This window comes from Bradyrhizobium sp. USDA 4451, assembly GCF_054822585.1.
The window spans coordinates 7,061,400-7,073,994 of record NZ_JBTRCH010000001.1; the positions used below are offsets into that span (position 1 = coordinate 7,061,400).

Here is a 12,595-nt window from a genome sequence, read left to right on the forward strand (position 1 = left end):
GTGTTCAAACATTTTCGAGATCGAAGTACGCATTCATTTCTGTAGGCGGAGACCGCCTGCCGATTCGCTGTCCGATACACGTCCATTGGGGACGCCAAACGGCCGGCTCGTCGTCTAGCTCAAGGCGCAACCGAATCCAACGGCTATTGCGCAGGTCCGGGATGGTTCTCACCGGCTCAACAGTTGCGGCCTTTCTTCTTGTCGATGCGAAAAGTCCAGCCTTGAATTTCCACGGTTAGATTGTCGTACATCTCGCCGTCGAACGCCCGGAACCGGCGTGCGAACTCGGCCTCCGAGATATCGGCTGGAATGCGACACGCGGCCAGGAAATCGGCGCGGGTATGTTTGGGCTGCCCCCAGACCATGTCGGCCAAAGGTGGCATCGGTTGCTCGGCACAGATCAAGCGTGCGTTCGCCTCGATCAACCGAACTCCCGCGGCGTTTGCCAACCGGAGCAGCTCACCAGGCTTGATGGCTTCCGGCACGTCGAACAGCTCCGTCGCAACGATTGGACCCGCATCGACGCTCGCTGTCATCACATGCAGCGTCGCCCCGTAGCGGGTCGCCCCGGCGTAAACAGCAAAATGGTGCGGATCCCGTCCAGGAAACGCCGGCGACGCCGCGTGGAGATTATACGCCGGCCGCGACATGGATTTGAGCAGCGCCGCCGGAACAATCACGCCGGTGCCGAACGCCAGCATCGTGGTGCGTTGATCGAACTCCACCTTTTCCAGATCGGCCAAGGCGCGAGCCACGACGACTTCGCAGCCGACCTCGGCCAGTATCGCATTCAGGCGAGCAAGATCATCTCCCTCGAAGACAGTTAGCAGAACAACCCGGTGCAGCACAGAAAATCCTTACTCAACCAGCAAGCGACACGATGAATGTTCGTCCAGCCCCGCCGATCACCGGATGTTCGGACGATCATGCGTGGCTGTGATCTCGTCGTACCAGCGACCCATCGCGCTCGCGTAGCCGTCAATGGCTCTTTGCAACCTCTCCCGCGGCGGCATGACTTCGGGGGTCCACCACTCCGGATGCGTAAGCACCTGCAGCCGCTCATCCGTCGCCTGCTCGAGCACGGTCTTGAGGCGCCGGTGGCGCCAGACGCCATTGCTATCCGATACATAGCCATAGCTTGCCCTCAGCGAGCGGCCATACGCGTTGACCATGCCGGCGATGATATCGTCCTCGAGTTCGGACGGATCGAGAATGCCGAACAGATGGAAACTGATCGCCAGGGGCTGCGAACCGAATTCACCGGCGATCAAATCGCGCTCACGGGTTATTGCCTGCAGCAAGGCCCGCCCTCGCAGCGTCTGTCCGTAATATGTCGGATCGAAATGCAGCGCGATGTCGTGCCCCAGCGACCTTATCCTGCGTACACACTGAGCCACGTCTGCCGACATCAGATTATAGTAGAGACACCTCGGAAACAGGAAATATGTCGCCTTGACGCCCTCCTCAGCTTCGATCTCCGCAAGTTTCAAGGCGCGATGCATCGAGGCGTCACAGTCGTGGCGCCAAAGGATCGTGCGGCTGGCACCGGCCGTCGAAAAATCAACGAACCGATAGGATGCCTTGGCGAGCCGAAGCAAATCCCGATAGCTTGCCTCGGTGAAGTCCACGAATTCCAGTTCATGCTGACGATCGGACAACATCGATAGTCAATCCTATCTGGTTCAGATCAGCCGGTTACGAAGAGAGCTCAAAACGAACTGCTTCGCGCTCTTCGTTGTGACGGTGCCGTCCAGCTCCAGATCCGTCAGCCTCAATAGCCCGTCGCCGGTCGCAATGACGGGATCGCCGGCCGCGGCATGGACGACCTGTCCGGGCACCGCAACAAATGGCTCGCGATGCGCCTCTACGCGCGCGCCCCAGACCAGAACTTTCGTATCGCCTTCGAGCATGGTGAAGGCGCCCTCAAATGGCCGTCCGGAAGCGCGAACAAGCCGCGAGATGGTCTGGGCAGACTGCGCCCAATCGATCCGCCCATCCGACGCGCGTCTCGGATAACATCGCAGACCAAGTTCCGGGCTGGTCGGCTGCGGTGCGAGGCTGAGATTACCTTGTGCCACGGTCTCGATCAGGTTCGAGAACTGAACCGGCACTTCAAGTCGCAGCCAGTCGTAGACATCGGCGATCGTGGTCTCGGCATCGATCGGAAGAAAGGACTTTGCAGCGACCGGTCCGGCATCCAGTCCGTCCGACATTTGATGGATCGTCAAACCGATACGTTCCTCACCGAGCAATATCGCCCAATTCGGACACGCATTGCCCTTGAAGCGAGGCAGATCACCCGGATGAGAATTGAAAATTCCATGGGTGAACTGGGCTCGGACAACCGGCGGTATCAGACCGACCCAATTCATCGAAATCGCGGCATCGCAGCGCGCATCCTGCAGCGCCGCGATTGTGTCTGGCTGGTCAAGTCGCGAACCAAGCAGGAAGCGGGCGCCGATGTCCGCAGCCCATCTCTCGTAGTCGGCTTCCTTCTTCAATTCATGGCCCGATGCCCGGCACGTGGCTACGATCGGAATGTCATGCCCAGCATCGTGGATTCGTCGCGCCGCCTCGAACAGCATCTCGGTTCGACCGATCACGCCGATCCTGAGCTTGCGGGTCACGACGCACCTCCGATCTCGGTGTCGCCGGACGATTGATCCCACGGGGCGGCAACTTCCGAGATTGTGAACGACTGGGCGCAGCGCAGACGGGCCAGGCACTGGTCGAGGAACCAGCCAGTTCCGGGTTGTGTTCTGTTGGCAGGACTCAGATCGCTTCGCCGCCACTGCGGAAGCGGCCTGCTCGACTTGAGCGCCTCATAGACCGCCACACCGTTCGAGTTCAGCCACGCATGCACCGGGTGAAAATTCAGGACCTTGAGACCCGGCGAGCGCAGCCATCCCGGCTCTGCCGACCACTTGTGTCCGGCGATCATGAACATGTTGTCCTGGAAGACATGCGGGATGCGGACGAGTTCGGCTCCGCCGGGGCTGTAGCGAAGCTTGTGCGGCCTGACGTCGCGCGTCAGAGGCAAATAGATCGAACAATCCACTTTGAAGCCGTAGGTATCAGCCATCAACTGAAGCAGCCGCTCCGACTGATGGAGCGAATGCGTCCGCACGACAGTTGCCGCGTCGAACCATCTCCGCATGGTCTGGAGCACTTCATCCGGAGTTGCCCCCTGCGTGCTGCCGGCGAGAAAATTTGGATGCACTCCGACTTCAAACAAAGGATTGCCCAGCAGCCGGGAAACCGCCGCGCTCTGATGGGTTGCAAACCAGGTTGCGCGGACGTTCGCCTCGATCACGCGCTCGGCAATGTCGTCGATCATCCAGTCCGGCGCCCAGTCGATATCGAATGTCAGAACCATCAGAGACTCTGAAAGCATCGAACAGCCTTGCATGTCGTCGCAGGTCTACTGTTTGGTCGCTTCGAGATAGATGCCGAAGCGATGCGGATCACCCTTCCAGCCATATCTCTTAATGCGAGCAACTGAAAATCCTCTCAAGGCACCTTGAATCTCATAGTCGCGGAAGTGATGAAAATGGATCGAGTCTCGATAGAGCTCGGCGCGTTCCGTCCAGATCAGGGTTGCCAGATAAAGCTTTCCCCCCGGCCTCAGCACGCGCGCCGCTTCGGTTATGGCCGTGTGGTGGTCGAGAACGTGATCGAGGCTGGTCAGGAACGCGACACAATCGAAAGTATCGCTGGCGAACGGAAGGAATTCGGCCATCCCGACGACCCGAAAGTGGTCGCGCCTGCCGAGCGACGGTTCGATCCCAAGATATTCGCAAGAGGCCGGAAACAAGCGGCGGCTCAAGTCCGGGTTGTCGCAACCGACGTCGAGTACAAGGCCCTGGGCTGTTGCGACGAGGCTTCGGGAGCGGAACAGATGGCGCCTATACCAATGGTCCTGCAGCGGCGTATTTGGCTCGCCGACCGCGTTTTTGATCGCGCACAAGTATAGATACTGGTCAAAGGCGTTCTTTATCGATCCGATCGACAAGGTCTCGATCGGCAGATCGCAGAAATGTCGCGCAGCCTGCGGCAACAGGACCGGCAACTTGTCCTCGATCGGAAACGATTCGCCTGCCCCCGTCGTTAGAGCCAATCCATTGAAATGAAGTGGCAGGCCGGAGTCGGGCGAAATGAGCATTTCATTGATTCGACCGAATTCGACGGCGCTGGCATGCCCTTCGGGGTAGTCAAACGTGGGATCGAAAAGATCTTCATTTTCGTCGATGACGACATCGCGCCAAGGCGCTCTCAGCCAATCCATGAGTGTTCAAGCTTTCCAGAACTGGCCCGCGCGCGATAGCCCGTCTCTGAGTCCGGTCGCCGGCGGCCCGAGCAATTGCACCATTCGGTCGATCGCGCCGACATAATCTTCAGGCTGCTTGTCGACGGTTTCGATCGTGAAACGATGATTCGACGCGCTCGCAATCATCTCTGCAATTTCCTGAAGCGATGCGACCTCGGGGCCGGCGATATTGATGGCATGAGACTGCTTGACCTCCAACGCCGCGATAGTCGCCTGTGCTGCATCGTCGAGAAAGATCGGGTTGAGGCGTGGGCCGCAGGACTTGGCAAGGCGGATCGGCTCTCCGCGCGCAATGGCCCCCCTGATCCGGGCAATGAGAAATTCCCCACTTTGTCCTGGACCGTAGACAAAGAAATATCTGAGGCGTGAGACGACAAAATGCGGCTCAAAACAGCGCAGCAGCGTTTCAGCGGACACCTTCGCCTGAAGATAGAAACCCAGCTCATTAGTCGGTCGAATGGGCGCATCCTCGTTCAATGCATGCGCGGATGGTCCATAGATTCCGCCGGAAGAGGCCAGGACGAATTGGCGAGCGCCATGACCGACCCCGTATTCCGCCAAGCGTGCGGCAGCGGCGATCGAAACCGCGGCTATCGCGCCTGTCTGCCGGGGAAACTCCTTCCAGCCGCCTGCTTGCGCAAGGTGAATGATTGCATCGATCCGACCGACCTGTTGCAGGTCAGATGAAAAATTACCCGACAGATCGGCTTCCACAATGCGCACATTGCTGGAACGCGCCAGCTGCGTTCCCGGCCTGATCAACGCCGTTACGGACGCTCCCCTGCCCTGCAGCAGGCTCAGCAGGCGGGAGCCAACGAACCCGGTTGCGCCCGTCAGCAGGACGTGGCGATCCGCCAGATCCAATCCGGAATGCCCGATATTCTGCGAAGCCATTCGCTCTTACTCTAGCGTCGCGGGAGGCCGGCCATGCCGATGCAGGTGGTCGTAAACCCGTTCATAGCGTTCGGCCAATACGTCCCTGGACCACCAGCGCTCCGCGTGCGCGCGGCTCGTGGCGCCGATGCGGGCGCGTTCGCCCGGATCGGCCACCAGGCCCCGCAGCACCTCGTAGATGGTTTCCTCCGACGCGTCGACGATCGGACACTCGGCAATGGCCTGGACGGCGGGCAGACCGCGTGCCTCGACCTTGTTGACCCGACCAACGACGGGACGCCCGAGCATCATGCCTTCGCGCGCAGTGGCGCCATAGCGGCCATAGTTGAGCTGATCGACGATGATGTCGGCTTGTGCGAGCATCCAACGATTGTCGGCGCTCGGCACGTCCTTGCGGAATAGCAACCGGACCGGATGCCCCTCCGCCTTCAGCCGATCGATCGCAGCAACGACCGCGCCGGTCCCCTTGACGTTGACGCCCTGGCGGGTGCGCATCTCATAATTGCCGACCGAGTGATAGATCAGGATTTCACCGTCGGCCTTGGGCTCGCGCCACAATTCGGGCACGGGAATTGTCCGCCCAAGTTCCGGGTCCCAGAACTCGGGATCGACAGCAAAGGTGAGCGGCTCGCGAAAAACAGCGGCCGCATCCCGAAAATCGAGCGGGGGGTCGGTCTCGATGCAGATCAGATCGGCCAGTTGCCGGACCTTCCAGCCCCAGGCAGACATGCGATGATCGGAACAGATCTCGGGCCGCTCGCGCCAGGCGCATTTCGGGCACATTCCGGGGCTCCAGGCCTCGAAGCCCGTTTGCGTGATCAAGTCATGGCATCCCGTGATGCTGTAGGCGATCTTCGCGCCGCGTCGCTTCAGTTCCAGCACATCCCAAGGGATGCTGTCGTGATTTTTCGAGATGTCGTCATAGTTGTAGGGAAAGAACGACAGCGTCCCTACGCCGGCGAAATGAAACGTGTCAAATCGCTCGGCCGCTTCCCGGAATCGCTCACGCAAGACCTGCTGCTGTTTGTTGGCGTCCGCTTCGAACAGGTTCCAATCGTGGCCGTGGAAATGCTGGGCGTAGTCGGAGTTCGGATCAATGATCGCCATCGACACGGCATCCCAGCCGCGCTTGCGCAACGAGCCGGCCAGAAAGTGAAAGTTGTAATAGCTCGGATTGACGAAGAGAACCGAACGGCGGCGGGGAACGGCAGGATCCCTCTCAGGCCGGGGAACGTCTCGAATCGGCTCCTCGCCATAAGGCGGATTGAGGGTGGGCGGCTGCCCCGCGGCTTCGATATGGTGCAGCGCCATCAGGCTTTTAGGGAAAGCAAGACCAAGCGCGATCATCAGCCGACGGCGGCGAACGTCAGGATTGGCCTGCTCCGGCCGAAATCCGAGGGGCCAGGCCGTTAAACTCCCTGCGCCACCGGTTGCTTGATCAGAGGTGATCAAGGTCCTCCACACCAATTCGTTGTCGCGCGTCGACGAAGCGATCAACGCGCGCACAGCGAGACAGCTCTTCTCCGACCAACGATCGTCGCGAGACTGGGGATCGCCGGATATGCACTCGGCCAGCTTCCACTCGAGGGCCGTATCCCGGGCCCACTCCCGTAATTCGGATTTGTTCGGTACAAGTGCAACCAGATCTGCCGGAAGGTCCGCTCTAACCTGGAGCAACGTAACCGAAGTCGACGCGCGGATCGGCAATAGCCGCAAGCGGCGAGACCTGGTGCCCACCATTCGGAACAGGACGGAAGCGTAAGTCCCACCAAACGGCTTCATACCCGTGATCACGGCATCTTTGGCGCGAAGGACGCGCATCGCGTCAACCTCTGCCTTCGACTCCGAACGTGCGGTCCGTAGGGTATCCTTCCACTTCTTCGCGCGGCGTACCACGTTGAACGGAATGGTAGTCATCAACGACTTCAAAACTGGCGACCTTTCGTGGGGCCGAGCGACCCTGCAAACATCTGGATTACAGATGGCCAGCCGGCTACTCCGGATCAAGGAGCTGATGTCCTCGGCCGGCACTTTAGGTGAGGCAAGTCGGTCGGCTCCGAGATCGGAAGATCAACTCGGCATCGGCGGTACAGCATCCGGGCGTTGGCGACGACTCAGCTCTACACACATCGATCCGACAATTTGTCTTTGTTGAGATCGCGCGGGAAATTGCTCGCGGCTCTGCTGGGATATCACCCGCGGTTCTCAACATGTGCACGCAACGCGTATTCAACGTTGATCAGCGACCAAATCAGCAGTCTGCGGTTCTCCCGGCCGTTGAGGTGATCATCGACCAGCTCCCTAATCGGCTTGGGATCGAGATAGCTATAGATCTTCGCCTGATCATCGAACAGGACGCTGCGGACGAAGTCGATGCTCTGACCCTTGAACCAGCTTGCGTCAGGACCAGAGAAGCCTTGCTTCTCGCGTTCCACGACTTCCTGGGGGATGTGCTGCTGCATCACGTTTCGCAACAGCATCTTGCCATCACGGGCCTTCTGAAAGTACCTGGCCGTTTTCCTGCCCAGCTCGTTTTCGTCCAAGGCCACGACTTCATCGAGCTTGCCGAGCTTCATCCGGACCGGAAGCTTCATGGCAAAGTCGACGAGATCGTTATCGAGGAACGGCACGCGCGTCTCGAGCGAATGCGCCATCGACAGCTTGTCTTCCATGGTCAACAAGCCATGGAGAAACGTGTTGGCTTCCAGATAGAGCGAATGATTGACGTAATCCTCCGGACGGGTCAGACGCTCGGCGTGCTGATTGAACATGTCCCTGAAGATATCGCGGGTCGATACGCCCTGCACGTCGCTCCAGACCGGAGCGAAGACACGCTTCAGCACATCATTGGGCATCAGCCGTTGCCAGTACTCGTAGTACTTGTCGATGTACTCCTCGAAGCTCTGGTTGACGACCGCCCGGTAATAACGCCAGGGATAGCCGCCGAAGATCTCATCGCCGCCGGTTCCTGCAAGGACGACCTTGTTGAACTTGCTGGCGAGCTGAGCGACGTAGTAGTTCGGATAGCTCTGTCCAACGCGCGGCTCTTCCAGATGCCATGCCAGCTTCGGCAGCACGCGCTCCATGTCACCGGACTTGAGCACCATTTCGTAGTGTTCGGTACGAAACAGATACGACATTCGCTCCGACGCCGCGCGCTCGTCGTAGTAAAGCTCGATACCGGACACGGAGCTCAGGTCGAAGCCGCAGGTGAACGTGCGCATGTAGCTCAGTGACTGCGCCGCGATCGCTGTGACCGTGCCTGAGTCCATTCCGCCCGACAGATACGCGCCGATGTCCACGTCGGACACCAGTTGCCGCTTCACCGCCTGCTGAATCAGATGGTCGAGCTCATCCTGATAGTCCGCCTCCGACCGGGCGGTTTCCGGCTCCTGAAAATTGTAATCCCAGTATCGCGTCAGTCGTGGCTGCGTTCCGGGCGCATCCTCAGACGATATGCTTAGATAGCAGCCTGCCGGAAGAATGCGGACACCCTTGAGCAGGGTCCGGTCCGTGAAGAAATTCTGGAATGTGAAGTATTCCAGCAAGCCCTCGGAATCGAGCTGCGCGTCGAAGTTTGGAGCGGCACGAAACGCCTTCGATTCCGATGCAAACAGCAACTGGTTGCCGCCGAACCAATAGTACAGCGGCTTGATCCCGTAGCGATCCCGGGCAAGCGTAAGCCTGCGTTCCTTGCGGTCCCACAGCGCGAAGGCGAACATGCCGTTGAAGCGCTGCAGGGCACCAAGCCCCCAAGTCGCGATCGCCTGCAGCAGGACTTCGGTATCGCTGGTCGACCTGAAGACATGTCCCTGCGCTTCGAGCTCGGCGCGGAGCTCCCGATAATTGTAGATCTCGCCATTGTACGAAATCACATACCGGCCGTCGGCGGTATGCATCGGCTGCGCGCCGGTCGGGCTCAGATCGATGATCGCCAGCCGGCGATGCCCGAGACCGATCGAACCGTCGATCCAATGGCCTTCGCCGTCAGGGCCACGATGCGCGATCGCCTGCGTCATTGCACGCAGCACATCCGGCGACACCGGCCGCCCATCGAGGTTAAGAATGCCCGCGACGCCGCACATGTCTAAATCCGCTTGACCTCGGACCGCAGGGGTTTACTCAATGCCAGCCTTGGCGCGGCGCCGCTCGACTCCCGCGCGATGCCTCGACCGCCATTCGATCAGCATCTGCAGGCCTTCGCGCAAATCGATCTCGGCGGTGAAGCCGATTTCGTCTGCTGCACGCTTGGTGGAGCCGACCCGATTGCGCACGAACGTCGCATTGCTGCGCGGCGCATATTGGATCGGCTGGTTCGACCCGGTCAGCTGCAGCAGCATTTCCGCGAGTTCCTTGAGCGAGGTGCGCTCGCCCGTTCCGACATTGTAATAGCGCGCAACCGTATCGGCCGACATCGCGCAGATATTTGCGCGCGCGCAATCAAGCACCGACACAAAGTCGAACGCTTCCGAGCCATCTCCCAGGATCGTCGGCCCTTCGCCGCGATCGATCGCGTCGAGCATCTTCATGATAACCGCGATATAAGCGCCCTGATAGTCCTGCCTCGGCCCGTAGACGTTCATGTAGCGCAGGCCGACCGCGGGCAGGCCGTAGCGATGACAGAATGCGGTGGCCATCGCCTCACCGGCGATCTTGGTCGCTCCGTAGAAGTTCTTGTTGTTGAACGGATGATCCTCGGACATCGGTTCTTCGATGGCGTCACCATAGACCGATGCCGACGACGAATAGACCAGACGTTTGATCCGGTTCGCGACGCAGGCTTCGAGCACGTTGAACGTGCCACGGATGTTGGTGTCGAAGGCCGCTCGCGGAAATTCATGACATTGCAGCAGCCACAGCGCGGCAAAGTGGAACACGCCATCCTTGCCCTTCATCGCGGCATCGAGGATGTCGGATTGGCAGACATCGCCGCCCGCCTCGAATATCTTGACCCGTGGATCGCTGAGAATCCGGTCGAGATTCTCGAGGGAGCCGCGCGCGAAATTGTCGTAGATCACGATCTCGCCGACGTCGTGCTTCGCGAGCTGCTCGACTGCATGCGAGCCGATCAATCCGGCTCCGCCGATGACGAGGAACTTCTTGCCATTGACTTCCAAGGCTGACCTCTTGGACTGGAGTTTTACGCTTCACCGCGAGCGGACAATGTCGAGCTCGCGGCAAGGTTAAGATGAGTGTCGGACGCCGGGACGACCGCCGTGCTGCCCACAGGTGCGAACCCCGTCGGCTATGGTCTCAGCCTGCTGCATGCAGTGGGGCCTGGGCCCGCAGCAGCTCCGCGATCGCGAAAGCCGCCTGGCCCTCCCCGTAGTCTGTGATGTCGTTCCGCGCCAGATGCGCCGGTCCTTTCCAGAGCCGGTTCCAGCCGTTTTCGACCGTCTCGGTCCACTCGGTTTCATCACGCAGCGTCACGCACGGCACCCGATGAAAATAGGCTTCCTTCTGCAGGCCGCCGGAGTCCGTGTAGACGTCAGTGGCGTGATGCAGCAGCTTTGCCATGTCGAGATAGCCGACCGGGTCGATGATGCGCAGCCCGTCAAGGCTCACGCCCAGCCGCGAGGCCGCGGCGCGGGTGCGCGGATGCAACGGCAGCACCACGGTGCGCCCGCGCGACTGCTCCAGCAGGAATTGAACGACCTCGCGGAGCCGCTCCGGATCATCCGTATTCTCCGCGCGGTGCACGGTTGCGAGCGCGTATCGCTTCGTCTGCAACTGCAACTCGGTCAGGATCGTGGAGCTGCCCTCGGCCTTCTCCAGCGCGAACAGCGTAGCGTCGTACATCACGTCGCCGACGTGATGTACGCCCTTGACCACGCCCTCTGCTGCCAGATTCGCGATCGCCGTCGCCGTCGGGCAGAGGTGAAGCGTCGAGAGATGATCCGTCACGATGCGGTTCAGCTCTTCCGGCATCCGCCGGTTGAAGGAACGCAGCCCGGCTTCGACATGGGCAACCGGAATGTGGATCTTGGCCGCGGCGAGCGAACCGGCCAGCGTCGAATTGGTGTCGCCGTACACCACCACCCAATCCGGCTTTTCGGCAAGCAGGATTGGCTCGATTTCCATCAGCATCCGCCCGGTCATGTCGCCGTGACCACCGCCATTGATGTCCAGATGATGCTTCGGCTTCGGGATCGCCAGTTCCTCGAAGAACAGATCGGACATGTTGGCGTCGAAATGCTGCCCGGTGTGAATCATCACCTCCGCCAAGCCATCCGTTTCACGGATCGCCCGGCTGACCGCAGCGGCCTTGATGAACTGCGGTCGCGCGCCGACCACAGTGAGGATCTTGATCGACATCAGGAATACTTCGCGACGTCGGGCACGTGGGTCACGTGATTGCGCATGCAGCCGAGGATGCGGCGGCGGTTTTCCTGCGTCCAGGCGATGGTCCGCCTAAGGCCATCCTCATGCGCCACGCTTGCAACGAAGCCGAGCTTCTCGCGCGCCTTCGCCGGATCGCCGAAACGCTGGCCCGACCGGTCCCAGTCGCGTGCCGGCGTGAGCGCGATCGGGGTCTTGTTGCCGGTGATCGAATTCACCCGCTTCGCCAGTTCAAGAATGCTGGTCTCGACGCCCGAGGCGAGATTGTAGATCTCGCCGGGATCACCCGACAGGGCACAAGCCATCAAGCCGCGCGCCATGTCCTCGACGAAGATGAAGTCGCGAGACGCGATTCCGCCATTCTCGACCGGCAGCGCTTCGTCGTGCAGCGCCTTCCAGATGAAGGTCGGGGTGACGTTCCGCCAAACCGTGTGAACGGTGCCGCGCCAGCGACCGGCACCCAGAATTTCGCCCGGTCCGTAGACGTTCTGGAACCGTGCTTTCACGAACGGCAGCCTGTAGCGGGTGAAATAGTAGTTGCCGTACATCTCGCCGATCAGCTTGGAGATCGAATAAGGACTGTCGTGATACAGCGAGACCGGAGCATCCTCCTTTGTCGCCGAAGCGCCTTCGAAGGTCTTCTCGGCCACCGCACAGCCGGCTGCGGCATACACCACCTTCTGCAGCGAGCGGATGTCCTTGAGCCTTTCGAACAGCTTCAGGCTGGTCAGCGTGTTGTTGTCGTGATCCGCCATTGGATCTGCGATCGACGACTGGTTGCCGTGGAAGCACGCAAGATGGAAGGCAAAGTCGAGATCGTCGGGCAGTGCGGCAAGCACGGCATCGTCGGTGATCGGACGCGAGACGAACTGAATCCGCGGATCGGGCGGCACGTTCGAGGCGTCGGCCGACAGCAGATTGTCGACAACGATGACCTTGGCCGGCGCCTGCTCGAGCAACAGCCGCACGAGATTTGAGCCGACGAATCCGGCCCCGCCGACGACGAGAATGGTCGATCCATTAAAAGACTTCATG

At 60.4% G+C, this 12,595-nt stretch carries 11 protein-coding genes; all 11 read right to left on the minus strand.

The genetic code is table 11. The annotated features are described in order from the left end of the window. Positions 1–176: 176 nt before the first annotated feature. Complete coding sequence (locus tag ACVMB0_RS33075) at positions 177–848, minus strand: formyltransferase family protein (protein WP_461348877.1); 672 nt, start codon at positions 846–848, stop codon at positions 177–179. Positions 849–905: 57 nt separating this feature from the next. Continuing rightward, entirely contained in the window at positions 906–1,661 is a 756-nt protein-coding gene (locus ACVMB0_RS33080; protein ID WP_461348878.1) for a hypothetical protein, read from the minus strand. Between the two features lie 21 nt (positions 1,662–1,682). Beyond that, the gene (locus ACVMB0_RS33085; RefSeq protein WP_461348879.1) at positions 1,683–2,627 is read right to left on the minus strand and encodes a methionyl-tRNA formyltransferase; all 945 of its coding nucleotides are present in this window, start codon (positions 2,625–2,627) and stop codon (positions 1,683–1,685) included. Then, a complete protein-coding gene (locus ACVMB0_RS33090; protein ID WP_461348880.1) occupies positions 2,624–3,376 on the minus strand; it encodes a polysaccharide deacetylase WbmS family protein in 753 nt (250 codons plus the stop codon). Before ACVMB0_RS33090 ends, ACVMB0_RS33085 begins: the two co-directional genes overlap by 4 nt. Before the next feature lie 45 nt (positions 3,377–3,421). Beyond that, positions 3,422–4,285 carry a methyltransferase domain-containing protein gene (locus ACVMB0_RS33095; RefSeq protein ID WP_456753691.1) on the minus strand — a complete coding sequence of 288 codons (864 nt, stop codon included), beginning with the start codon at positions 4,283–4,285 and terminating at the stop codon, positions 3,422–3,424. A 6-nt stretch (positions 4,286–4,291) separates the two neighbouring features. Further along, complete coding sequence (locus tag ACVMB0_RS33100) at positions 4,292–5,221, minus strand: NAD-dependent epimerase/dehydratase family protein (protein ID WP_461348881.1); 930 nt, start codon at positions 5,219–5,221, stop codon at positions 4,292–4,294. A 6-nt stretch (positions 5,222–5,227) separates the two neighbouring features. Further along, positions 5,228–7,138: a glycosyltransferase gene (locus ACVMB0_RS33105; protein WP_461348882.1), complete on the minus strand. Its 1,911-nt coding sequence runs from the start codon at positions 7,136–7,138 to the stop codon at positions 5,228–5,230. Positions 7,139–7,413: 275 nt separating this feature from the next. After that, positions 7,414–9,306 carry an asparagine synthase (glutamine-hydrolyzing) gene (asnB, locus tag ACVMB0_RS33110; RefSeq protein WP_461348883.1) on the minus strand — a complete coding sequence of 631 codons (1,893 nt, stop codon included), beginning with the start codon at positions 9,304–9,306 and terminating at the stop codon, positions 7,414–7,416. 33 nt (positions 9,307–9,339) lie between these two features. Continuing rightward, complete coding sequence (locus ACVMB0_RS33115; protein WP_461348884.1) at positions 9,340–10,338, minus strand: NAD-dependent epimerase/dehydratase family protein; 999 nt, start codon at positions 10,336–10,338, stop codon at positions 9,340–9,342. Between the two features lie 136 nt (positions 10,339–10,474). Then, positions 10,475–11,536: a non-hydrolyzing UDP-N-acetylglucosamine 2-epimerase gene (gene wecB / locus ACVMB0_RS33120; protein WP_456753686.1), complete on the minus strand. Its 1,062-nt coding sequence runs from the start codon at positions 11,534–11,536 to the stop codon at positions 10,475–10,477. Further along, positions 11,536–12,594 carry an NAD-dependent epimerase/dehydratase family protein gene (locus ACVMB0_RS33125; RefSeq protein WP_461348885.1) on the minus strand — a complete coding sequence of 353 codons (1,059 nt, stop codon included), beginning with the start codon at positions 12,592–12,594 and terminating at the stop codon, positions 11,536–11,538. Before ACVMB0_RS33125 ends, wecB begins: the two co-directional genes overlap by 1 nt. Position 12,595 lies beyond the last annotated feature (1 nt).

What these genes read in the sequence shown, in the direction of transcription:
- ACVMB0_RS33080 (WP_461348878.1), bottom strand. Translation starts at nt 1,661, where the DNA reads ATGTTGTCCGATCGTCAGCATGAACTGGAATTCGTGGACTTCACCGAG.
- ACVMB0_RS33105 (WP_461348882.1), bottom strand. Translation starts at nt 7,138, where the DNA reads ATGACTACCATTCCGTTCAACGTGGTACGCCGCGCGAAGAAGTGGAAG.
- wecB (WP_456753686.1), bottom strand. Translation starts at nt 11,536, where the DNA reads ATGTCGATCAAGATCCTCACTGTGGTCGGCGCGCGACCGCAGTTCATC.
- ACVMB0_RS33090 (WP_461348880.1), bottom strand. Translation starts at nt 3,376, where the DNA reads ATGGTTCTGACATTCGATATCGACTGGGCGCCGGACTGGATGATCGAC.
- asnB (WP_461348883.1), bottom strand. Translation starts at nt 9,306, where the DNA reads ATGTGCGGCGTCGCGGGCATTCTTAACCTCGATGGGCGGCCGGTGTCG.
- ACVMB0_RS33125 (WP_461348885.1), bottom strand. Translation starts at nt 12,594, where the DNA reads ATGAAGTCTTTTAATGGATCGACCATTCTCGTCGTCGGCGGGGCCGGA.
- ACVMB0_RS33100 (WP_461348881.1), bottom strand. Translation starts at nt 5,221, where the DNA reads ATGGCTTCGCAGAATATCGGGCATTCCGGATTGGATCTGGCGGATCGC.
- ACVMB0_RS33095 (WP_456753691.1), bottom strand. Translation starts at nt 4,285, where the DNA reads ATGGATTGGCTGAGAGCGCCTTGGCGCGATGTCGTCATCGACGAAAAT.